The organism is Shinella kummerowiae, assembly GCF_009827055.1.
GTDB lineage: Bacteria > Pseudomonadota > Alphaproteobacteria > Rhizobiales > Rhizobiaceae > Shinella > Shinella kummerowiae.
Genome location: NZ_WUMK01000010.1, coordinates 236744 through 261067, shown reverse-complemented (window position 1 = coordinate 261067; position 24324 = coordinate 236744). Strand labels below are relative to the sequence as shown.

Sequence of the window (24324 nt, the reverse complement as noted above, 5' to 3'; positions counted from 1 at the left end):
ACGTGAGACGGCATCGGCACACCTAAGGGCCAGCCGGCTCCATGCCGTGATTTATCACTACGGCTTCGCGCCGGAGGAATCCGTCTGCGCAAGACCGCACAAAAGAACCGCCGCGTTTCGCGGCGGTTCTTTTCCAGTTTGGTGCTGAACGCTCGATGTTCAGAACTGTTTGCCTGCTCGAACGGTCGCACCGACGGATTTTTGTCCGTCGCCTTCGATGTTGAGCAGGAGGCTTGCCTCGAGCATCCAGAAATCCGTGGTCTGCATTGCGACACCGGCGGTGAGCGAGCCGTAGAGGCCCGAGCCATCGAGACCGGCGTAACCGGCCGTCACGCCCAGTTTCGGCGTGACCGTCGCGCCGCTCTCCAGCGTGAAGTTCCGCGCGATCTCCACACCGAGGCTCACCCGGAACTGTTCTGCATCGAAGCCATCGATGGTGAGCTCGTCGCCGTCGTCATTCTGCACCGTGTAATCATCGACCTTTTCGTTGAAGTAGACCGCCCGGAGCTTCGGCGTCAGCACCGTCGCCTCGCCGATCTGCCATTCACCCTCGATCGCCGTGTCGATCATCCAGCGTTGCGTGTCAAACGAACCGTCCCAGAAGGCCGTGTCGATATCGTTGGAGGAACCGCCATAGAGCAGGCTCGTGTTCCAAAACACGCCCTTGCCGATCTCCAGCGAGGCATAGGGACCGGCAAGCCAGCCGTTGCCGGTCAATTCGGCGTCCGCATCACTCGGATCGGTCATCCGATCGAGATGGAAAGACACGCCGATCAGCGCCCTGTCCGAGAGCAGATAGTCGGCGCCCAGATTGAGCAGGGCGAAGCTTCCCCACTTGCCGCCGTTCTGGTCGCGCTTGTGTGCCAGGAAGGCACCGTCGATCCAGACGTTGAAGGCGGAGGAGGCTGTATCCTCGATACCGTCGGCGCGGTTGCGGGCCGCATCCATCTGCGCAAGGCTGGTGGAGAAACTCGCCGTCATGCCGTCTTCCGAAGGCGTCATGCGGGCCGTCACCGTATCCGTCGCCTGCTCCATCTGCCGCCGTTCCTGAAGACCTGGCACATAGATGCCGTCGGCGATCAGGCTCTGGCGCGTCTCCACGAAGCCCCGCACCAGCGCGTCGATATCCTCGGCGACCTGCTCGACGTCGTGATGGAGATTGTAGGTGATCGTCCCGACATTGGAGCTACCGAGGGCGCTTTCCAGACGATATCCGACCTTCACCGCACCGGAGAAGGCGGGGTTCGGGCTGAACTGCAGATACCAGCCGATCGGCTCGCTCACCGGCCCCACCTGGGCGACTTTGCCGCGGATGATCTTCGCCGTACCGGCATTGCTCGGCTCCACGAAGGTCGTCTCGGCCGCAGTGAATGGCCCCCCTGTCGCGCCCGCATTGAGATAGACGTCGGCGGGCGTGCTGCCAGCAGGCACGTTCACCACGTGATCGGGCGCCGTGACCTGGCGCGGGGTCACCTCAAGCGAATAGCTTGCCGAACCGGTCGCACCATTGTTGTCCCTGACCGCGATCGTGAAGGTATAGCTGCCTTTGCTTGCCGCATCGAGCGGACCTGTCAGCTCACCCGTCGAGATGTTGAGCACCATGCCCTTGGGCAATTTGCCAGAGGCAAGGCTGTAGAGCAGTGGTGCCGCGCCGCCGGTCGCCTTGATCTGCTGGCTATAGGCCTCGCCCGCCATCGTCTTGCCCAGGCTGCCCGCGGGCGGCGTGAAGGCGAAGACCACGACCGGCGCCTTGACGACGATATCGTATGTCGCAGACCCTGTCGCACCATAGGCATCGGTTGCGGTGATGGTGAAGCCGAAGCTGCCCGCAGCGGTCGGCGTTCCGGCGATCGTGCCGGCCGCACTATCCAGCGCGAGACCAGCCGGCAGCGTTCCCGCCGTGACAGCATAGCTGTAGGGGGCCGTGCCATTGGCAGCGGTGATTGCGCGACTATAAGCCTTGCCGACCGTGCCGCGAGGCAGCGCACCGGCTGACGGCGACAGGACGATCTTCGGGGGCATCACGGTGACGGTCACGGTTGCCGGCAAGGACGTGCCAGCGGCATTGGTGGCTGTGTAGGTGAACGTGTCCATGCCGGAATAGCCGACGGCAGGCTTGTAGGTGATCGTCTTCTTGGATGCCGTCGCCGTGCCGTGCGCGGCGTCCGTCGCAACCGCAACGGACGTTGCCGCACCGCCGGTGATGTTCAGCGTCACCGCCTTGGCCGACGCATTGGCTGCAACCGTCAAGGTCACCGCATTGGCAATCGGCGCCAGTCCGCCCATTGCGAGGCTGTAGCTCGCCGTCCCGGTGGCGCCATAAGTGTCCGTAGCCGTGACGGTGAAGTCGAAGCTGCCCGCCGCCGTCGGCGTTCCGTCGAGCTTGCCTGTCGTGCCATCAAGCGTGAGGCCGGCTGGCAGCGCACCGCTCGTGACAGCATAGCTGTAGGGTGAGGTACCGTTCGTGGCGGTGAAGGTCTGACTGTAGGCCGTTCCGACCGTGCCGGCGGGCAATGCGCCTGCGGCAGGCGAGAGCGCGAGCGTCGGTGCCGTGACCGTCACCGTCACCGTTGCAGGTGGCGACGTGCCGGCCGCATTGGTGGCCGTATAGGTGAATGTGTCCGTACCCGAATAGCCGGCCGCCGGCGTGTAGTGGATCGCCGTTCCGGACGCTGTCGCCGTGCCGTGTGTGGCGGCCGTCGCAACAGCGACGGACGTTGCTGCACCACCGGTGATGTCCAGCGTCACCACCTGGGCAGACGCATTGGCCGCAACCGTCAAGGTCACTGCATTGGCAATCGGTGCCTGGACACCGACGACAAGGCTGTAACTTGCCGTCCCGGTCGCGCCATAGGTATCGGTCGCCGTGACGTCGAAGCTGTAGGCCCCTTCGGTATCGGGTGTTCCCGACACCTCCCCGGCCCCGCTCAGTGTGAGGCCACCCGGCAGCACGCCGCTCGTGACGGCATAGCTGTAGGGTGCGGTGCCGTTCGTAGCAGTGAAGGTCTGGCTATAGGAGGCGCCGACCGTGCCGGCTGGCAGCGCGCCTGCAGCAGGCGAGAGCGCGAGCGTTGGTGCCGTGACCGTCACCGTCACCGTTGCCGGTGACGACGTGCCGGCCGTATTGGTCGCCGTATAGGTGAAGCTGTCCGTACCCGAATAGCCGGCTGCCGGCGTGTAGTGGATCGCCGTTCCGGACGCCGTCGCCGTGCCATGCGACGCGGCGGTCGCAACGGCAACGGACGTCGCCGCACCACCAGTGATGTCCAGCGTCACGGCCTGGGCCGACGCATTGGCCGCGACCGTCAAGGTCACCGCATTGGCGACCGGCGCCTGAACACCGACGGTCAGGCTGTAGCTTGCCGTCCCGGTCGCGCCATAGGTATCGGTCGCGGTGACATCGAAGCCGTAGGCGCCGTCAGTATCGGGTGTTCCCGACACCTCACCGGCCGCACTCAACGTCAGACCGCTCGGCAGCACACCTCCGGTGACGGCATAGCTATAGGGTGCTGTGCCGTTCGTGGCGGTGAAAGTCTGGCTGTAGGCCGTGCCAGCCGTGCCGTCGGGCAACGCACCCGCCGCAGGAGAAAGCGCAAGCGTCGGTGCCGTGACCGTCACCGTCACCGTTGCGGGCGAGGACGTGCCGGCCGCATTGGTGGCCGTGTAGGTGAAGCTGTCTGTGCCCGAATAGCCGGCCGCCGGCGTGTAGTGGATCGCCGTTCCGGACGCCGTCGCCGTGCCATGCGACGCGGCGGTCGCAACGGCAACGGACGTCGCCGCACCACCGGTGATGTCCAGCGTCACCACCTGGGCCGATGCATTGGCCGCGATCGTCAAGGTCACCGCATTGGCGATCGGCGCTTGAACGCCAATGGCCAAGCTGTAGCTTGCCATGACCGTGGCGCCATATGTATCGGTCGCCGTCACGTCGAAGCTGTAGGGCCCCTCGGTATCGGGTGTTCCCGACACCTCCCCGGCCCCGCTCAGCGTCAGACCGCTCGGCAGCGCGCCGCTCGTGACGGCATAGCTGTAGGGCGCCGTCCCGTTCGAGGCGGTGAACGTCTGGCTGTAGGCCGTGCCGACCGCGCCGACGGGCAGTGCCCCCGCAGAGGGCGACAGCGCGATCGTCGGCGTGACGATCGTCACGGAATAGGCGTTTGAATTCGAATAGGGACCCTGTCCGGTCGAACTGTCCGTTCCCGTTACCGTGAAGTTGAATGTGCCGCTGGCCGTCGGCGTGCCAGACAGGGTGCCGTTCGCCGCCAGCGTAAGGCCGGCGGGAAGCGTGCCCGCGGCCACGGCATAGCTGTAAGGTGCCGTTCCGTCGGCCGCCGTGATGGTCTGGCTGTAGGCAATCCCAGTCGTTCCGCCCGGCAGTGCACCCGCCGCGGGCGACAGAACGATCGTCGCCGCATCGACGGTTAACGCATAGGCTCTGGCACCTGTATAGGGACCCGACGTTGTCGCGCTGTCGGTTGCGGTGATGGTGAAGTTGTAGGTTCCGCCTCCCGTCGCCGTGCCCGAGATGACTCCGCCTGGATCGAGTGCGAGACCGGGCGGCAGCGAGCCGGCGGTGACCGCGAACGTCACCGGAGCAAGACCGCCGGTACTGGTCACCGCTGCGCCGTAGGACACGCCGATACCGGCGTTCGACAGCGTCACGGGACTGATGGTGATCGTCGGTACGGCAATGGCGAGGGTAGCTGAAGCCGTACTGGTATAGCTGCCGTTTCCACCCGAACTGTCGGTGGCAGTGATCACCACCGTGGCATTGCCCGCCGCCGTCGGTGTGCCGGAGATGACGCCCGTGGTGCTGATCGACAGGCCGTCAGGCAGGCCGGTGGCCGAAAAATTGGAATAGGGAGCGTTGCCGCCGCTGATGCTGACGGCTACCCCGCCGCTATTGTAAACCTCGCCGACCGTGCCCGTGGCGGCCGGCAGCGTGACCAGGAAGACGGGATCGTTCACCGTCACGAAGACCTGGCCGACATTGGACGTGCCACCCTGGTTGGTCGCTACGTAGTTGAAAACGTCAGTGCCGCGGAAACCGACCGGCGGCGTATAGCTGACAAGACCGGCGCTATCGATGCTGACCGTCGCGCCATAGGACGAAGCCCCCACCTGAAAGCCGGTCGGGCTTTCGGTCGCCAGCGCCGCAAGGCTGAAGGTCGTGGCCGTGGCCGAACCGGTATTGTAGGCCAGTCCGTTCACCGCCGTGGACGAGACCACCGGCGCCGGCGGCAGCGAGACCGTCAGCGTCGCCGTCGCATTGGCACTGTAGGGCCCTGTCCCGAGCGAGCTGTCGGTGATGTTGACGGTTACCGTGAAGACACCGTTGACATCCGGCATACCGCTGATGACGCCGCCGCTATCGGTCAGGCCTGCGGGCAGGCCGCTGATGCTGTTGATCGTGTAGGATGCCCTACCGCCCGTGATCGTCACGACGGCGCTGCCGCTGTTGTAGGCCCTGCCGACGGTGGCTGTACCCGAGGGCAGTGACACTGAAAGCGTCGGATTGCCGACGGGGACGATTACAGTGGCCGGGGCCGACGTGCCGCCGAGATTGGTTCCCGTAAAGGTGAAGCTGTCATTGCCGCGGAAGCCGAGCGGCGGGGTATAGGTCGCCACGCCGCTGCTGTCGACGGTGACAGAACCACCCTGGGCCGTCGTCGCCGAGCCGACCGCATAGCTGGTCGGATTGTTGGTGACATGGCCGGTCAGGCTGACCGGCACGCTCGTGTTCGAGCCGTCATTATACGCAGTGACCGATCCATGGACGAAGCTGCTGCCCACCGGTGACGCGACATAGGTGTACTGGTCGGAAGCACTCGTCGCACTCGTGCCACCAACCGTCGTGACGGTGATGTCGTAGGTGCCTGCCGAGCTGACCGGAGACGTCGCCGTGATCTGCGTGCTGCTGTTGATCGTATAGCTCGCCACAGTGGCGCCGAATTTGACCGCCCCGGTGCCAGCCGCAGCGGAGAACCCGGTGCCCGTGATGGTGACCGTCGTGCCGCCCGCCGTGGGGCCGGCCGTCGGAGACACCGATGTCACCGTCGGCGCCGTCACATAGGTGTACTGGTCGGCCGCGCTCGTCGCGCTCGTGCCGCCGACGGTGGTGACGCGGATGTCCACCGTGCCCGCCGAACCGGCTGGTGCCGTCGCCGTGATCTGCGTGTTGCTGGTGACCGTAAACCCGGTTGCTGCCGTCGCGCCGAACGTCACCGCCGTGGTGCTCGCAAAGCCAGTGCCCGTGATGGTGACCGTCGTGCCACCCGCCGTGGGACCGGCCGTCGTAGACACCGACGTCACCGTCGGCGCCGACACATAGGTGTACTGGTCGGCCGCGCTCGTCGCGCTCGTGCCACCGGGCGTGACTACGGTGATGTCGTACGTGCCCGCCGAATTGGCCGGCGACGTCGCCGTGATCTGCGTGTTGCTGTTGATCGTATAGGTCGCGTTCGTCGCCCCGAACTTCACCGCTCCGGTGCCACTGGCATATGCGAACCCGGTGCCCGTAATAATCACCGTCGTCCCACCACCCGTGGGGCCGGCTGTCGGAGATACCGACGTCACCGTCGGCGCAGAAACATAGGTGTACTGATCCGCCGCAGTCGTCGCACTCGTGCCGCCCGCCGTCGTGACGCGAATATCCACGGTTCCCGAACCGGCCGGCGCCGTCGCCGTGATCAACGTGTTACTGATGATCGTATAACCGGTCGCAGCCGCCCCCCCGAACGTCACTGCCGTTGCGCCCGAGAACCCGCTGCCCGTGATGGTGACCGACGTGCCACCGCCCGTCGGCCCCGCTGTCGGTGTAACCGACGTCACCGTCGGGGCGGCGATGTACGTGAACTGATTGCCCGTGCCGATGGCGGTCCTGCCAACGGGAGCGGTGACAAGCACACTGACCGCACCGGCAGTGCCCGCCGGCGCTGTCGCCGTGATCTGCGTCCCGCTATCGATCGTATACGCGCTCGCCGCAACACCGCCGAACGTCACACCCGTCGCCTCGGACAGGTTTGCCCCGGTGATGGTGACAACTGTGCCACCCGATGCCGGCCCCGATGCCGGAGAAATCCCTGTGACGCTGAGCGGGACATTCAGGTTGACCGAAATGGCGACGGACTTTGTCGCCGGGCACGTACTGCCACCGCCATAGGACGGGCAGGTATAGAGCGTAATGGTGTCGGTCGCGCCGGCATTGGCATTCACCGACATCAGCGTCACCGTAAAAATATCGGTGGCCGAGGCGTCGGATTGGGCACTGTTGGACCTGACCTTATAGGTGGCGTTGGTCGTGGTTACAGTCGAATCTGCCGATGGGTATGGATAGATTTGTGAATAACCGACGCCAGGATAATCAATGGCGTTTTCGCCCGCTACGTCATGCAGTCCGCCCCAGAAGGAATCGCCCGCGTAGGTGATGAAGATATCGCAACTCGATCCATTGAGCGTCTGCGTATCGTTCACGGCCGAAAAGGTCAGTGTGGAGAGGGTGCAGTCCGCAGCTCTGCTTTCTGTCGTTCCCCCAAGGCTGGAGCCGAAAAGGACGGCCGCGAAAAGCAGCGCCGCCGAGGACAGCCTCGCGACAACAGGCTGAAATGCCGGAGCGGGTTTACGATTGGGAAGCGTTGCGGCTGAAGCAAAATGGCCGCGAAGAGGTATGAATAGGCGGGCTAGAATCGCCGAAAACACCGCACACCAAGCGCAAATGAGGCTTCCATAGCCACGCTTAAAGATAGCGCCGAGGCCTCCCCAGGACCCAGTACCCCATGCCCACATCGAAACATTCCCCCAGCAACGGCATCGCCGCCATCGACAAATTATTAAATCACACTAATCGGCACGCACATTTCCCAGATTCTGAGAGAATATCCAGCCATAGTTGCAATCTTTGACCCCAGCACGCAATCATCCGCTCCCTGTGTCCGAAAAGCATCACATTACGGATTTCGAATGTTTTGCTCCGGCGCATCCGCGGAACGGAAACCCCTGCTCAGCTCAGAGCGTTATCGGAATACTTGAAGAGAGTCGGCGTCCATTTTTGACACGCCGTGAGATGACCGGGCCACCGGCGTTGCCTGTCGGTGCGAGATCGCGCAGATCAGCGTACCGTCAGAACACGGCCGTTTCGACGCCTTTCAGAGTGTCCTCTGTGCCATTGATCCCCGCGCTATTGTCCTGGATGTGAACAATGGCTCGTCGAAGAAGCACAGCCATCACTGGGGTTGAGGTCTGAGGCATTTGAGACAAGTCAATTGAAGGAATTGCCCACGAGCGCCTCCAACGCAGCTGTTCGCAAAGTGATAAACCGGCCTCGCCTGTAACGCTCAATACGGGGGGATTATGTTTGCGCCCCTCTCAAGACGCGCTCGATCTCCATGGCAAGTTGCTGCTGCGTATAAGGCTTTCCGAGCTTCGCTACATCGAAACCGATACCAGGAGGCAAGTCGGCATATCCCGACGCGATCAGGATCGGCAGATCGGGAAACAGGGTTCGCGCGGCTTTCGCCAGTTCTCCACCTGTCATTTCGGGCATGGAGTAGTCCGTGATCAACAGATCGAACCGGCCATTCTCTTTCAGGTTGGCGAGCGCCTCCTTTCCGGAATGCGCCTCCACCACTTCGTGTCCGAGATCGACGAGCATATCGACCGAACTCATCGCGATCAGGAAATCATCATCGACGAGGAGGACGCGCAGCAAGCCCACCTCCCGATCCTTCTCTGGCACCACTGCCACCTCGGGCACGACCGCGACATCATTCGAAACGGGAATCCAGAGTTCGGCCGTCGTCCCCTTCCCCGGCACGCTGCTGAGCCGCAATGTTCCCTGCAACTGGAGCGCCAGGCCGTGAATCATCGACAGGCCCAGACCTGTGCCCTTGCCAAGTTCCTTGGTAGAGAAGAACGGTTCTATCGCCTTGCGCAACGTGTCTTCATCCATGCCGTGGCCCTCGTCCGTGACGGAAAGCACGCCATATCGGCCTGGCGCAAGCTCGCCATCCTGTTTCACGAGGGTCGTCTCGGCAAGCGAGATGCGGATCGTTCCCCCTTCCGGCATGGCGTCGCGTGCATTCACCACGAGGTTGAGAAGCGCCAGTTCGAGCTGGTTGGAATCAGCCAGAACCGGGTCCAGCCGTTCGGGAAGACACGTTTCGATCACGATGCCCGTACCGACCGAACGCTTCATCAGATCGGCCATCTCGCCAACCAGCCTGCCAAGGTCCACCGGATCGACACGCAAGTCCTGCCGGCGCGCGAAGGCCAGGAGCCGTTGCGTCAGCGACGCCCCGCGTCTTGCGCCCTGAAGGGCGCCATCGATCAGCCGGACCGCTTTCGCGTCACCGTCAACGTGCTTGCGCAGAAGCTCAAGATTACCCAGCACGGCCATGAGAAGATTGTTGAAATCATGGGCGACGCCGCCCGTCAGCTGGCCGATTGCCTCCATCTTCTGCGCTTGCCGGAGCTGCGCCTCTGCGTGCTCGCGCTGGGCCACCTCCGCCATGACGATCGCGTGCGCTTTGTGCAACTCTTCCGTCCGCTCGGCGACACGCTCCTCGAGGAGTTCGTTCAAACGCCGCTGCTGCTCTTCCGAGAAAACCCTCACAGTGACATCGGCGGAGACGCCAACCAGTTTGATCGCCCTTCCGCTTCTGTCGCGATAGAGCTGCGCGCGAATTTCAGCCCAGTGAACGGATCCATCAGGCCAGACAGTACGATACTCGATTGCGTAATCGCTGCCTGTCTCAATGGTCGTCCGTACGGCAGCTTTCATTTTCTCGACATCGTCAGGGTGGATGGCGGCAAGCAGGTCGTCGTAGGTGAAAGCGTCCGCCGCGCTGCGTCCAAAAATGCGCCTGCAGGTGGCCGAAGTTATCAAGGCATAGGTCATGAGATCGAGTTCCCATGCTCCGAGGCGACCCGCATCAAGCGCCGTCTGAAGCCGCCGCTCGCCTTCATCCAATGCCTCGATGCGCAGTCGCGCCTCGTATTGGCGCCGGCGGCCACGCAATGCCGAACTCGCCACGCTGATAAACGTCGTGGCGTGAAAGGGCCGCTCGATAAAGCTGACGTTGCCCAGCACCTCCGACAGGCGGGCAGCACACGGATTGCGCTCAGGACCGCCGCCACGATGGGTGAGGATGATGAAGGGCAGATCGGACCAACTCGGTTGCGATTTTATCCAGGCCGAGAGAGGGCGGAGGTCCGCCGAGCGCAAGGCCTCCTCCGTTACGACGGCGAAAGCGATGTCTTCATTCAGAGACGCGACGAAAGCGGAGATATCCTCACCGTTTTTTGACAGGATACCGGCTTCGGACAACAGAGAACCCGCAATCTGCGCGTCTCGCCCCAAAGGCGCATGAATGAGGGCGATAGCTTCTCTATTTGGGATCGCTTTGCTCCTCACCAGACTTCAGCAGCGGCCGATTTTCGCCGACGAAGGTCGGCACACCGCGCAAGACACCGTGGAAGCCAGAAAGCGGTTCGCCAAGCGAAAGGCCACCCCGCCCGATCTTGAATTCCCGGATGGTCTCCTCATGTTTTCCCGTGCGCTTTTTGATCACTGAAATGGCGCGCCTGACCTTGCCGAGCGCCTCGAAGTAGCGCAGCAACACGACCGTATCAGCAAGGTAAGTCACATCCACCGGCGACTTCATGTCTCCAACCAAGCCGTGCTGCGCAACCGTCACAAAGGTGTTCGCACCCTGCCGGTTCAGATATTGCAATAGCTCATGCATATGCAGGATCAGCGCGTTTTCCTCGGGCATGGACGCCTGATAGCCGTTGATGCTGTCGATGACGACAGTCTTTGCGTTAAAGCTCGCCACGCGATCACGCACGCGTTGGGCGAATTCACCGGGGGAGAGTTCGGCCGCATCCAACTGCTCGATATGGATCAAGCCATCCCGCTGATAGCCCTCAAGATCGAAGCCCAGCGCCTTCGTGCGTGCAAACAGCAAGCCCAGTTCTTCGTCGAAGATGAAGAGCGCTGCCTTCTCCCCACGTTTTACGGTCGCGTCCACGAATTGCAGCGCAAACAGGCTTTTGCCCGTGCCCGCCGGCCCGATTAGCAATGTGCTCGACCCACGTTCGATACCGCCACCCAGCAAGGTGTCGAGTTCGACGATGCCGCTCGTGAGTGTGGAGCGTTCGAACTCCGTCCTGTGTTCAAGCGCCCGTAGCCGCGGAAAGACCGAGACACCGCCGGTCTTGATGGTGAAATCATGATACCCGCCACGGAACGCCTGGCCGCGATACTTTGTGATCCTCAGCCGACGGCGCTCCGAACCGTAGCTGGGAGCCAGTTGCTCGAGATGAATAACTCCATGCACGACGCTATGCACCGTCTTGTCGAGACTGTCGGAGGTCATGTCATCGAGGAGCAGGACGGTTGCGCCGGTTCTCGCGAAGAAATGCTTCAATGCCAGGATCTGCCGGCGATAGCGAAGGGAGCTTTGCGCGAGGAGCCTGATTTCCGAAAGGCTGTCGAGAACGACGCGGCTCGGTTGAAGCTTGTCGAAAGCTTCGAAGATCATCTTCGTCGTCTCGCCGAGTTCCAGGTCCGACGAATAGAGCAGGCTCTGCTGCTGATCGGCGTTCAACAGGCTCTCGGGCGGCACAAGCTCGAATATCGCGATGTTGCTATCGATTTCCATCCCGTGCGACAGGGCACTGTCGCGGAGTTCCTCCTCGGTCTCGGAGAGAGTAATGTAAAGGCACGTCTCTCCGAGCAAAGCTCCCTGCTGGAGGAACTGCAGCGCGATCGTCGTTTTTCCTGTGCCGGGCGCGCCCTCAAGAAGGAAAACACGGCGTCTCGACAATCCTCCTGAAAGAATATCGTCCAGCCCCTCGACACCTGTTTTGGCCCTAGCAGAAACACTTTTGTCCATCTGTTCCCTCCGTTTGCCCGGCCGTAATTAGGGTCGCGCGCTGCAATTGCAACGGTAAGGACATTTTGTCCTTTGGCACAATTAAGGTCGATCAAAGCAGGAATGTTCCGTTCACCGTTCGCATCGAACTGCCGCAAGAACGGCTACCAACAGGTTGGAAACCCAGCGAATGGCAAGAACGAACATCAATCGGAATGGGTCTGCGAATGTACCCGGATCAATGATTCTAACGTGGTGTGCCTGACGGCAGACCGATCTCCATGAGGGTATGGATGATCGCATTGCTGCCAGCGAGGAAGGTGTTGCTGGCATTGCGGGTCGGCAAGGCGACGTTGCGGGCGGTGGAGCCGGGGCGTATCTCCATGGCTTTCGCCAGTGCTTCCCTAGCCTCGCGCGCGCGGCCCAGGCGCTGATAAGCAGCGGCAAGCAGTAGATAGGGTCGGCCGGAACCGGCGGTGATCGCAATTGAGCGCTGCAGGAACGTGGCAGCCTCTTCGTCGCGGCCAAGCAGCAGGTTCGCCCAGCCCGCGCCGAGCAGCCAGGTCCAGCGCGAGACCTCCGGCGTGTCGTAGCGTTCCGCCTCTAAAAAGCTGGCAAGCGCATCATCGAAACGGCCGAGCTGGAGCTGGGTAAGGCCAAGATTATAGAGCGCCGTGCCATCCCACGGGTTGACGGTTAGCGCCCGGGCACAAACGACGAGGCTTTCGGTAAACTGGTTGGTTACGGTCAGGAAGCGGCAAGAGGCGTCGAGCACTGGCAATGAGCGTGGTCGTGACGCGAGCGCTCCTTTCAACAGGGCGGCCGCATCCTGTTCCGCGACCGCGCTTTGAGCAGGATCGTACCAGTTCATCTGCATCCCGCGCAGGTGCAGACCGGCAAGCGCGATTTGCAGTTCCACATTGTCGGGATTCTCGGCAAGGTTTTGTTCAAGAATGGCCCTTGCCATGCCAAAACGTTCGCGCGTCGTCTGATTGATCGATGCGACCGCCTGCCGAATGGCGACAGCGGAAGGAGTAGCCGCCCGCTCTTCAGGCTCCTGAAGATCACTCAGACGCAGACCCAGCGGATAGCCGATACCAGCCGCGAGGCGCTGCATCAGGCGCTGGCGGTCGGCTTCGCTTGCGCTGGCCTCGGCGACCGCCTGAATCTCCTGGTTCGCGGTATCTATGAGCCGGGCCTGGAGTATCCAGTTGAGCGGGTCGCGCTTCAATTCGTACCGCAAGTCCAGTGCTGCACCTCCGTGCAGCGCCGGCACCGCCTCGCCCTCCCTCACAATCAGATGGATACCGTCGATCCGGGAAAAGCCCTTGATCAACTCCGATGCGATGTCGCGTGCGAGCGCTACGCCTTCAGGGCTAGCGTCGGTGTCGACAATCGGCTGCAGCACGACCACCACCCGTGACGGCGCGAAGAGACTGTTCCCGTGAAGCGCAAAGCCGATGAGCGCCATGACGCTGAGCACGGAGGCCGCGACCGCAACAAGGGAAAGTCCTCTGCGTGATTTCCGGTCAGGCTTTGTTTCTTGCTGCCGCGGTTCAGTCGTGCCGCTGGCTGCCGGTTCGGTGGTGACGTCGAGGGCGAAAAGGTAGCCCCGCCCCGAGATGACCTGAACCATCTCCCGCCGGGCGTCGCCGAGAGCGACGCGGATTTCGCGGATGCATTGAAAGAGACTATCTTCGCCGACATGGATGCCGGGCCAGATCGCCTCCATCAACTCTTCCTTGCCAAGGACGCGATGGCTGTTTTGCACCAGCAACTTGAACAGTTCGAGGGTCTTGGGGCGCAGGCGCGTCGCGGGTCCATCAGAGCGCCGCAGTTCGGCCCGGTCTGTGTCCAGAACGAAGTCCGCAAAAAAGTACACGGACCCCCCGATCCTTGGCCCTAAGACGGAGCGCACCATAGTGAGCGCGCACCAGAGCCGTCAACCGATCCGTGAAACGCGCGGCGCGCACCAGCGACGCATTTCAGAAAAATATCAGAAAACTTTAGAGCCCCGCCACACGGCCTTCAGGACGCCGGCCAGCCACACCGGTTATCCATTCAGACGGATACCGCCGGGGACAATGGATGCGATCTGAACTAGCTTTGATGAACGACGAAACCAGGGAGTGGATCGATGCGCCAGCCTTGCACATGCCGGCGGGAAACATCGACCATCTGATGGCGGCCGCGACCTTTGCGAAAGCGGTCGGGTTCCTGGCGCAGAGCTTTGTCGCCGGATATGCAAGCGCGCCCCGGGCCTCGGCCCTCTTTGCCACGCAACAACGCTGGCTGCTCTGCCTGGCTGCCCTCTCCCAGCATTATGGCGCCGACGGGGCGGGCATGTCTCGACGGTCCATCGCGCAGTCGGCGCTCAGGCATCTGATCGCCAGCCGCAACACAGCCTATGCCTTTTTTGACGAAGTCCTCAAATACGGCATCGTCCTTCCCACAGCCGAAAGAGACCTTCCGAGCGAGGTCGTGGCACCTTCGCCCGGAGCGTTGGCCATACTTGTCCAATGGTGCGACATGCATCTTGCCGCTCTCGACCACATCGATGCGGGCTCTCGAAGCGAGCGGTTTCGCGCAGCGCCAGAGCGGATGCTCCCTCTTTTGATGCCGCGGCTGAGCGATGGTCTCCTGGCAAACCCACATGTTCGCATGCCAGGGCCGCTTTATCGCATCTTCGCCTGGACCGATGCAGGCGGCCTGCTGATGGATCGGCTTGTTGCCGGCATCGATCGGCAGTCCCCCCAACCCGGCGGCCATCTGACGGATGTCATCACGATCGCGCAGCTCGCACGCGCCTTCAATCTTTCTCGGGCGCATACCAGCCGTAAATTCGCCGAAGCAGAAGCCATTGGCGGCATCGGTTGGAGCGGCCGCCGCGGCTATTCGCCCCTGTGGATCTCGCACGGCTTCTTTTCGGAATACGCAATGATGCAGGCGCGCAAACTCCTCATCTTCCAAGCCGCTTTTGCAGCGGTGGAGGCGGAGGGGTCAGCCTACTAGCGCGGCGTGATGTCAGGGTTCTTTCCCCTCATGACGGCGGACCACTCGCCGGTGAAACGCCTGTGCTGCGCCTGGTCCTGGGCGGCAAGCAGGGCGGGGCCAATGCGGATCGGCCGCCCGATGCCGGTATCAACCAACGAGGCCGGACCGTCGACGCCACGGGGAAGCGGGCCGTTCGCGCTGAAATAGAAGGAGGCGTCGCGCGCTTTCTTCTGTCCGCGCTCGGAAAGCAGGTAGTCGAGAAACGCGCCGGCCAGCGCCTTCTCCCGAGAGGTTGCCGGAATGAGCGCACCGCGCGATAGAATCAGCGTGTAGTCGCGCGGCAGCACGATACGCAGGTGCGGATCGCGAAGATGCGCGGCATAGGCGTAGGAGCCAAGCACGTTGTAGGCAATCGCGATCGTGCCACCGCGCAGTTCGTTCAGCACCTCGTTGTTGCAGCAGCGCGTGACCGTTTCGGCCCGGCCCAAACTTTCGAGCAGCCGGCCATAGGAGGTGGGCGCGACACGAGAATCGTTGAAGGCGAGCAGATAGCCGATACCGGAGACGCGGATATCGTAGGTGCCGACCCGCCCGCGATAGGTTTCGGATTTCTGGCGCAGAAGTTCGGCCAGATCGTTGTGGCTGCGCGGAACGTCTTCCGGCGGCACGCGGCGCTCGTCATAGACCATGACTGCCGGCTCGAAGGTGAAACCGTAGACCTCCTCGCGCCAGTTGGCCCAGTCCGGCACCCTTTCCGTCGTGCGGTGAGCGACCGCGCAACCATCATTGGCAAGCCGCACCAATTGGTCGACCGAGGAGGAGAGCAAAAGGTCGGCCACGGACTTTCCTGCGGCACAGGCCTCCGTCGCCTCGCGGAAAAGATCGTTGGTGAGATAGTCGACATAGTCCAGCGTTACGTCGGGCCTCAGCGCCTGAAAGTCTTCAAGGAGTGGTCGCATCGCCTCGATATCCGTCGCCCCGTGGATGACCAGGCGGGCCTTTTCCACCGCGGCCTGGAAGACCTGCCGGTCGCCTTCCACCGCGCCCGCGCCGCGCGGAAGAACGAGTAGTAGGAACAGAATTGCCAGTCGCAGGCTGGTGCGGATCATGCCTTGGTTTCCTGATGAAGGGGCAATTCGATGATGGTGGTGAAGCCGTGCCCCCCGATGGCCTCGCGAAACCGCAGCGCCCCGCCGAGCAGGGTCGCCACTTCCGACGCGATGGCGAAGCCGAGGCCGGAAACGTCGCGCTCCGACCGCGACGAGGCGAAGCGTCGGGTAACCTCCGGCCATCGCGCGCGCGGTATGCCTGGCCCATCGTCTTCGACTTCGAACAGCGCCCTCGCCGCCTCCACCCTGACGCGAACCTCAAGCCTGGCCACTGCGCCATGGCGCAGCGCATTGTCGATAACGTTGACCATGGCTTCGCGCAGGCTGAGCGCGTCACCCAGAACGGTCACCGGTTCGTCCGGCGCCTCGAAGGCGACGACGATATCGGGGTCGAGGCTCAACGGCACGGCGCGCTTGAAGGCGCGGCGCGCAATGTCGCGCATATCGATCGGCACCAGCTTTTCGGAATCGAAACGGTGGATGACCATGGCGTGGCCGAGCAACTGGTTGGTGAGGTGCGAGAGTTCCTCGACCCGTGCCCGCACCCGCGCCAGATGATGGCGCCCGTCGTCTGACAGGCCCTTGTCGTCGATCAGGCTGAGCTGGGCGAGCAGCGCTGTCAACGGCGTGCGAATCTGGTGCGCGCTGTCGCCGATGAAGCGTTGCAGCAGGCGCATGCGCTCATCCAGCCGGCGCATGAAATAGTTGATCGAGCCGACAAACGGCGAGAGTTCGCGCGGGACCTCGACGGCGAGCGGGGTGAGGTCCTGCGGCTCGCGGTCGTGCAGCACGCGCGACAGATCGACCACCGGGCGCAGCGACAGACGCAGCGCGAGCGCTGCGGCAAAGAGCGTGGCGCAGGCCATGACGGCGACGAGGACCGTCGCACGTGTCGTCAGCTCGGAGGTGAGCGCCGTTCGTGCCTCGGTCGTCTGGGCGAGGATGATATAGACCCAGCCGCTCAGCATCGGATCCGAGACCGCACGCGCACCGATCGTCATGCGGACATCGGAATTTCCATAGCGCGTCGAGACGAAGACGGGGGCCCGTCGGCTCTCCGCAAGATCTACCGGAGATTGCAGATCCTCGTAGCCTGTCAGCGTTTCGCCCTTCGTGCCGACCACGCGATAAAAGATCCTGTCGCGGGTGGCGAGGCCCAGCAGCTCGAAGGCGGAGGACGGCATGTTGATGGCAAGCTCGCCCTCCTCCACCGACATGTTCTCCGCGATCTGGAAGGCGGCGCCCTGGAGCAGGCGATCGAATGCCTCATCCGCCGCAGCCGCGGCATAAAACCACGCGGCCGTCACGATCCCGGCCGCACCGAAAAACAGCACGAGGGCGACACGCAGCAGGAGACGGGAAAACAGTGAGGTTTCAGTCTTCATGGTCTGCCACCAGCTTGTATCCGAGGCCTCTCACGGTGACGATGCGGCTTGCCGCACCGTCTAGCTTCTTCCGCAATCTTGCAACGTAGAGTTCTATCGCGTTCTGGTCGGGCGCTTCGTCGAAACCGAACAGGTGGTCGAGCAGTTCCTGCTTTCCGAAGATGCGCCCGGGGCGCGAGGCGAGGATCTCGAGGAGGCTCATCTCGCGGCGCTTGAGCTGGATCTCGCGGTTGCCGATGCGCACATTCCGGTTCGCTCTGTCAAGAGCCACGTCGCCACAGGTGATGATGTTGGTCGGCTCGCCACCGGAACGGCGGCGCATCAGCACACGAGCCCGCGCCTCCAGTTCTCGGAAATCGAAAGGCTTGACGAGATAGTCGTCAGCGCCGAGATCGAGCGCGCTTACCCGATCATCAATCTCCGAGCGCGCCGTGAGCACGAGAACGGGCACCGGATTTTTCCGAAGCCGCAGCCGGCGCAGGATCTCGAATCCGTCGAGGCCAGGCAGCATCACGTCCAGGATCACCAGATCGTAGGACGTGAAATCGAGAATCTCGGACGCCGCCAGACCGTCGACCTGCCAGTCGACGCTGTGCCCGATTGTTTCAAAGCGACGGCTGATCGCTTCGCCGACGTCGTCGGTGTCTTCCACGAGGAGGATACGCATACGCGTGAGCGTGACACGCCGCCAAGCCATCGATCAAGCGGGGTTGCGTGACAGCGTTGTGACAGGATGGCGTCGTAGGAAGGATCGTCAGCCGACGGGAGAGAGTGTGTCGGCTGCCCGGAGGAGCTTTTTGGCAGAGATCGTCGACGCGCCGCAACAACTGCGGGCGCGAACCCGTTCGCTTGCCCACCGCCTCCCCGGACAACGGTCAAAGGGAGATACAGACCATGATCCGAAATATCGCGAAACTTTTCGCCGGCGCCGCGTTCGTCAGCCTCGCCGCAATGGCGCCTGCGCTGGCCGAACCGGCAAAGCCGGAATGCCTTGCCGGCGCCAAGCCCGGCGGCGGCTTCGACCTCACCTGCCGGCTTGCCGCGAACGCATTGCTGGAATCCAAGCAGATCGCAACGCCGATGACCGTGACCTACATGGAAGGCGGCGTCGGCGCCGTTGCCTATAACCACGTGGTCGGCAAACGCGGCAAGGATGGCAATCTGGTCTCCGCCGCCTCGTCCGGCTCCGCGTTGCTGATCGCCCAGGGCAAGTTCGGCCAGCCGGACGAGAATGCCGTGCGTTGGCTCGGCGCGCTTGGCGCGGACTACGGTGTGATCGTCGTCGCCGCCGATTCCCCCTACAAGACGTTGAAAGAACTCGTCGAGGCCTACAAGGCAGATCACGCCGGCTTTGCCGTCGCCGGTGGCGGCGCTGTCGGCTCTCAGGACTGGATGAAGGGCTCGTTGCTTGCCAAGGCCGCCAGTCAGGACCCGAAGACAATGCGCTATGTGGCACTGGAAGGCGGCGGGGCGGTGCTGACGGCACTGGAAGGCGGTCATGTGAAGGTCGGCTCGGGTGATGCGGCCGAAATGGTCAAGCACCATGTCGCTGGCAAGGTGCGCATCCTCGCCGTCATGGCGCCGGAACGCCTGCCGGGCGATCTGGCAGACGTACCCACCGCCCGCGAACAGGGGTTCGACATCGATTGGCCTGTCTGGCGCGGCTACTATGTCGGCAAGGACGTCTCCGATGCCGATTACGATTGGTGGGTGCAGGCCTTCGAGGCGATGGCGAAGACGCCGGAATTCGCCAGGGAGCGCGATGCCCGCGGCCTCTTCGAGTTCACCCTGATCGGCAGCGCCTTCGATGCCCGCGTGAAGCAGGATGTCGAGCGCTTCAAGGTGCTCGCCAAGGAAGCCGGCATGTGATTTCGCCTTGATCGCCCTCACCCCGGCCTCGGGGTGAGGGCGGTCCTGCCGATCCGTCACGCCATCACTCAAAACCTCGGAGAACGTCATGTCCCATATGGTCGAAAACAGGCGGCTCGGACGCATCGCGGCCCTCGTCCTTCTTGGCGTGGCCGTGGCCTATGGGATCGGGGGAGCGACGATCGAATATGCGTTTTCCTCAGATCCGCTCGGGCCGCGTGCTATGCCTGTCATGCTGGCGGCCGTGCTTGCCGGTCTCAGTTTCCTCTACCTGGCCTGGCCCGGCAGCGTGGAGGCGATCCCAACGGGACCGGCCCTTGTCCGTATCCTCGCCATCCCGACGATCCTCGTCCTCTCCGTCATGCTCTTCGAACCGCTCGGCTTTGCCGGCTCGATCTTCGTCCTGACGTTCGGTGTGGCGATGATCTTCGGCGCGCCGGTGAAGTACGCGCTCCTTGGCGCTGCCGGGCAGACACTGCTCTGGTGGACGGTCTTCGCCTATGTGCTGCAGGTCTACCTGCCGACCGGATCCCTCTTCGGCTGATCGACCAGCCGCGACTTGAAAGGTCTTTCCATGAACCTCGATTATCTTTGGCAGGGTTTTGGCGTCGCGCTGACCGCGCAGAACTTGCTGATCGGCTTCATCGGCTGCTTTATCGGCACCCTGGTGGGCGCCCTTCCCGCCATCGGCCCGATCAATGGCATCGCGCTCCTGATGCCCATCGCCTATACGATGGGGCTGCCCGCGGAAAGCACGATGATCCTGCTTGCCGCCGTCTATTGCGGCGCGGAATATGGCGGGCGCATCTCCTCCATTCTGTTGAACGTGCCAGGCGACGCCGGCGCGGTGATGACGGCGATGGACGGTTACCCGATGGCCAAACAGGGCCGGGCGGGCGAAGCCCTTGCTCTGTCCGGCATCGCCTCCTTCGTCGGCGGCATTATCGGCGTCATTGGCCTTGCCTTCTTCGCGCCGCTGCTCTCGGGCCTTGCCATCGGCTTCGGCCCAGCGGAATATTTCGTGCTGATGATCTTCGCCTTCGCCACCCTCGGCTCGATGGTCGGCAGCCAGCCGGTCAAGACATTGATCGGCTGCACGCTGGGGCTGATGCTGGCGACCGTCGGCCTCGATGCGACGTCCGGCGCCTACCGCTTCACCTTCAACGAGCCGGAACTCGGCGACGGCATCGAATTCGTGGTTCTGGTCATTGGCCTGTTTTCCGTCTCCGAAGCCATGATCATCCTCGAGCACCAGGGCCGCGGCATGACAGTCGTACGTGATCTCGGTCGTATGACGGCACGCATGAGCGATGTCGTGAAGAGCATGGGGGCGACCCTGCGCGGCTCGCTCATCGGCTTCGTCGTCGGCGTTCTGCCGGGCACCGGCGCCTCCGTCTCCAGCGCTGTTTCCTACACCACGGAAAAGCGCATCTCCGACCGCGAGGGCACCTTCGGCAAGGGCGACGTGCGCGGTCTCGCCTCGCCGGAAGCGGCCAACAACGCGACCGCCGCCGGCGCCTTCGTCCCCATGCTGACGCTCGGCGTACCCGGTTCGGGGACGACTGCGGTGATGCTCGGCGCGCTGATGCTGTACAACATCCAACCCGGCCCGATGCTGCTTGTGGAGCGGCCGGAAGTCGTCGGTGGCCTGATCGCCTCGCTGTTCGTCGGCAATTTCATCCTGCTTGCGCTCAACCTGCCGCTCGTCAACATTTTTGCGCGCGTGCTCACCGTGCCGAACTGGCTGCTGGTGCCGGGCATTCTGGTGTTATCGGTCATCGGCGTCTATTCCACCCACGCCTCGGTCTTCTCGATCTTCCTGATGCTCGGCATCGGCTTTGCCGGCTGGATGCTGCGCAAGGCCGGCTTCGACATGGCGCCGATCATCCTCGGCTTCGTGCTTGGGAAAGTAATGGAAGTGAACCTGAGAAACGCATTGGCGATCAGCGGCGGCGACCCTTCGATCCTGTTCGAGAGCGCGATCTCGATCACGCTCTGGGTCATGGCGCTGGCTGTCGCGGTCCTGCCGTTCCTCCTCTCACGCAGACAGAAGGCCCTGCTCCTCAAGCCGACCGAAACCGTCGAGGATAGTCACCAGTGACGCGTGCGCGAACACGACGCCAATCACGATGCAACTCCGTCTTTTGTCTTCGGGAGATGGAGTTCCGCCATTGATCCGCAACCAATAAAGCTGTCTGTTCAGTCCGGTCTGCGAAGCCGAGGCGCCCTTCTTCGATGACAGGGCGCCCGATGGTAACGAGACCCGCACACGTTTGCGGATCTAGAGGCTTCCGTGGCTTGAGAGGCATACTTAGGAAAGACCTTCGGTACCTTCGAGGTTCGGGCGCGGGCCACAACAGCCTTCTCTCAAGACTGTTCGAGGCCGCCTTGGGCTGTGAGCCCTCCATCCTAAGGCCGATGCGGATCGTCGGGTTCACCGCCTCGGACGCCGCCAGCACGCGCGGCAACCAGCTCATCGCCATCAACTGGCTTGCGAGCAAGGTGAGGCGCTCGATGCGTTGCCGCGCGAACAGCGCCTCCGCCTTGCTCTCGATCGCCCCGAGCGACACCTCCACCCAGGACTGCTCTCTTCAGCCCTTGGCCGGCTGCGCGGCGACGTCGGATGGCTGCGGCGCGTCCATTATCTCGCCGTCCAGCACCCGCCGCGCGCGGTCCCGATCGATATCGCCCACCCAAGAAGCAACGACGACAGTCGCCACGCAGTTGCCGAGATAGTTGCCCAGCGCGCGGGCAATACCCATGAACCAGTCCACCGAAAGCACCAGAACCAGGCCGATGGCAGGAATGCTTGGAATCGCCGCCAACGTCGCGGCGAGGATAACGATCGCCGAGCCGGGTACGCCATGCGCGCCTTTGGAGGTGACCAGCGCCACGCCGAGGATGGCGAGCAGATCTGTGAAACTGAGCGGCGTATTGGTCGCCTGGGCGATGAAAACAGCTGCCAGCGTCAAGTAGATCGAAAAGGCATCAAGGTTGAAAGAATAGCCGGTCGGGATGACAAGGCCGACGGTCGAGTCTTTGATACCGAGATGCTCCAGCTTGCGCATGGTTTGCGGCAGAACGGCGTCGCTGGAGGCGGTCCCTGCAACGATGCTGACCTCTGTGCGGAGGTAACGCAGTAGCTTGAGGATGCTGAAGCCTGCGGCGTGCAAAATGAAGCCGAGCACGACGAAGACGAACAGCGCGATCGTGACGTAGAACAGCCCGACCAGATAGCCGAGCTGCGCCAAAGAACCGACCCCGTATTTACCGACCGTGAAGGCGATGGCGCCGAAGACGCCAATGGGCGCGAGGCGCACAACGAAAGACATGATTTTGAACGTCACCTCGCCGGCGAGTTCGATCATGCTGAGAAGCGGCTTGCCACGCTCGCCGACCTGCGCCAGCGCACAGCCGAAGAGGATGGCGACCAGGAGCACCTGCAACACGTCGCCCTGGGCGAAGCCGCTGATCATGGTGGCCGGAATCAGCTTCATCAGGAATTCGACGGTACCGCCGCTCGAAACCTCATGTGCCTTTTCCACATAAGAGGAGAGAGCCGAAGCATCGAGTGTACCAACGTCAATGTTCATGCCATGGCCTGGCCCGAAAAGGTAGGCGATGGCGATACCAAGCGCGAGGGCGATCGTAGTGACAATCTCGAAATAGATGAGGGCGCGGATACCGACGCGGCCAACCTTTTTGAGGTCCCCGGCGCTCGCAATGCCATGAACGACGACACAAAAGACGATGACCGGGACCAGCATCTTGATGAGCTTTATGAAGCCATCTCCGAGTGGCTTCATTTTCGCGGCAAGATCCGGCACAAAGAAACCGGCGGCAATACCCAGCACCAGCGCAAGGCAGACCTGTCCAAACAAGGACCTGGACCAATTCGGCATGCTCTTTCCTCCCTATGGCAAAGGGGCCTCCCGCGCTCGGCATGCCTATGGATGCACGGCCTCCACCGCCCCCACGCACTACGGCGCCCCACGGATCCATATTTGGTGATTGTCATATCATTGTCTAATATTGATTTGTCAGCAATCTATAGGGTCACGCTATGAGAATACGCCAACTTCAGTGTTTCGTGGTTCTCGCCGAAGAGCTGAACTTTACACGTGCGGCTCAGCGGCTGAACATGTCGCAGCCGCCGCTCAGCACACAGATTCAAACACTTGAGCGGGAACTGCATACTGAGTTGATAAGCCGCACCAGCCGCAGGGTGAAACTAACGCGCGCGGGGGAACTGTTCTTGCTGCGGGCTCGCAACATGCTCGATCAATACGAACGCAGCCTGCAGGAAATCCGCGAAATCCAGCGTGGGCAGGATGGTGTGATCGAGATCGGTACCACCGGCTCCATCCTGCGTGGCGGCCTATCGGAACTCCTGGCTGAGTTTGCGGCGGCGCATCCGCGCATTACTTTGCGTGTGAACGAACAATCTCCAACCGCACAGATCAACGAGGTGCTCAGCCGGCGCACCGACGTCAGCTTCAACCGTTCGATGCCGCGCGATGAGGAACTGGCATATGAATATGGCTGGCAGGAGGAAATGGTGGCGCTGGTGCGTAGCGACCATCGGCTTGCCGGGCATGCCAGCGTCTTAATCACCGACCTGCGGGAGGAACGCTTCGTGGTCCTACGCCCCGAGAGCTCCGACTTTGCCACCTATGTCATGGCTTGCGTGATCGCGGCCGGTTACCGACCACGCATCTCGCAGCAGGTGATCGACGCCCAGTCTATTCCGAGCCTTATCGTGGCAGGGTTCGGCGTCAGTATCGTGCCGGCGGGCATCGCCAGACTGACCTCTGGCCCCCTGGTCTTCTTGCCGATCCGCCCAAATCCCCCGATTTCGGAGGTCTATATCGTTTACCACAACCGCGACCCGTTACCTGCGCTGCAGCTCTTCCTCGCGGAAATCCGCCGCCTGCTCGGCCACGAGGTCACGCCACGATAGACACGCGGATTGCGCCAGATGAGCGCAAGGCAGCCAGGAAACGCCTTGCCGAGATCGGGGGCCTTCCCTCTCTCGCTGAAGCCCACCTTCCGCCCCTTCGCGCCCGCTTTCGGCGACGCCGGGCTCTTTCGGCC

General features: G+C 62.8%; 13 protein-coding genes. 5 read left to right on the top strand and 8 right to left on the bottom strand.

What is annotated here, in order from left to right; genetic code table 11:
• Window positions 1-159: 159 nt before the first annotated feature.
• The 4 genes from GR138_RS24840 to GR138_RS24825 form a co-directional block, all read right to left on the bottom strand.
• Entirely contained in the window at window positions 160-7473 is a 7314-nt protein-coding gene (locus GR138_RS24840) for a putative Ig domain-containing protein (protein ID WP_160861951.1), read from the bottom strand.
• A gap of 874 nt (window positions 7474-8347) precedes the next feature.
• Window positions 8348-10411 carry an ATP-binding protein gene (locus tag GR138_RS24835; RefSeq protein WP_338091159.1) on the bottom strand — a complete coding sequence of 688 codons (2064 nt, stop codon included), beginning with the start codon at window positions 10409-10411 and terminating at the stop codon, window positions 8348-8350.
• Window positions 10386-11894, bottom strand: a complete 1509-nt coding sequence (locus tag GR138_RS24830) for an ATPase domain-containing protein (RefSeq protein WP_160861950.1) — start codon at window positions 11892-11894, stop codon at window positions 10386-10388. The genes GR138_RS24835 and GR138_RS24830 overlap by 26 nt, the downstream gene beginning before the upstream one ends.
• Before the next feature lie 226 nt (window positions 11895-12120).
• Entirely contained in the window at window positions 12121-13755 is a 1635-nt protein-coding gene (locus tag GR138_RS24825; protein ID WP_160861949.1) for a winged helix-turn-helix domain-containing protein, read from the bottom strand.
• Between the two features lie 227 nt (window positions 13756-13982).
• On the opposite strand from GR138_RS24825, the gene GR138_RS24820 reads away from it, so the two are divergent.
• Window positions 13983-14885: a hypothetical protein gene (locus GR138_RS24820; protein WP_160861948.1), complete on the top strand. Its 903-nt coding sequence runs from the start codon at window positions 13983-13985 to the stop codon at window positions 14883-14885.
• Here the strand turns inward: GR138_RS24820 and GR138_RS24815 are convergent.
• Genes GR138_RS24815 through GR138_RS24805 form a run of 3 tightly spaced genes read right to left on the bottom strand, consistent with a single transcriptional unit; the run spans window position 14882 to window position 18028 of the window.
• On the bottom strand, window positions 14882-15976 hold the full coding sequence (locus GR138_RS24815; RefSeq protein WP_160861947.1) for an ABC transporter substrate-binding protein: 1095 nt from the start codon (window positions 15974-15976) through the stop codon (window positions 14882-14884). The two genes, GR138_RS24820 and GR138_RS24815, sit on opposite strands and share 4 nt — an antisense overlap.
• Window positions 15973-17361, bottom strand: coding sequence for a sensor histidine kinase (locus GR138_RS24810; RefSeq protein ID WP_160861946.1), 1389 nt, complete (start codon window positions 17359-17361; stop codon window positions 15973-15975). The genes GR138_RS24815 and GR138_RS24810 overlap by 4 nt, the downstream gene beginning before the upstream one ends.
• On the bottom strand, window positions 17351-18028 hold the full coding sequence (locus tag GR138_RS24805; RefSeq protein ID WP_160861945.1) for a response regulator transcription factor: 678 nt from the start codon (window positions 18026-18028) through the stop codon (window positions 17351-17353). The genes GR138_RS24810 and GR138_RS24805 overlap by 11 nt, the downstream gene beginning before the upstream one ends.
• 227 nt (window positions 18029-18255) lie before the next feature.
• Between GR138_RS24805 and GR138_RS24800 the strand changes: the two genes are divergently transcribed.
• The 3 genes from GR138_RS24800 to GR138_RS24790 all read left to right on the top strand — a co-directional run bounded on the left by GR138_RS24800 (window position 18256) and on the right by GR138_RS24790 (window position 21331).
• Window positions 18256-19230, top strand: coding sequence for a Bug family tripartite tricarboxylate transporter substrate binding protein (locus GR138_RS24800; protein ID WP_160861944.1), 975 nt, complete (start codon window positions 18256-18258; stop codon window positions 19228-19230).
• A gap of 88 nt (window positions 19231-19318) precedes the next feature.
• Complete coding sequence (locus GR138_RS24795; protein ID WP_160861943.1) at window positions 19319-19774, top strand: tripartite tricarboxylate transporter TctB family protein; 456 nt, start codon at window positions 19319-19321, stop codon at window positions 19772-19774.
• A gap of 30 nt (window positions 19775-19804) precedes the next feature.
• Entirely contained in the window at window positions 19805-21331 is a 1527-nt protein-coding gene (locus GR138_RS24790; RefSeq protein WP_160861942.1) for a tripartite tricarboxylate transporter permease, read from the top strand.
• 490 nt (window positions 21332-21821) lie between these two features.
• On the opposite strand, the gene GR138_RS24785 is transcribed toward GR138_RS24790, so the two are convergent.
• Window positions 21822-23132, bottom strand: coding sequence for a dicarboxylate/amino acid:cation symporter (locus GR138_RS24785; RefSeq protein WP_160861941.1), 1311 nt, complete (start codon window positions 23130-23132; stop codon window positions 21822-21824).
• 161 nt (window positions 23133-23293) lie between these two features.
• Between GR138_RS24785 and GR138_RS24780 the strand changes: the two genes are divergently transcribed.
• A complete protein-coding gene (locus GR138_RS24780; RefSeq protein ID WP_160861940.1) occupies window positions 23294-24190 on the top strand; it encodes a LysR family transcriptional regulator in 897 nt (298 codons plus the stop codon).
• Window positions 24191-24324: the final 134 nt, after the last annotated feature.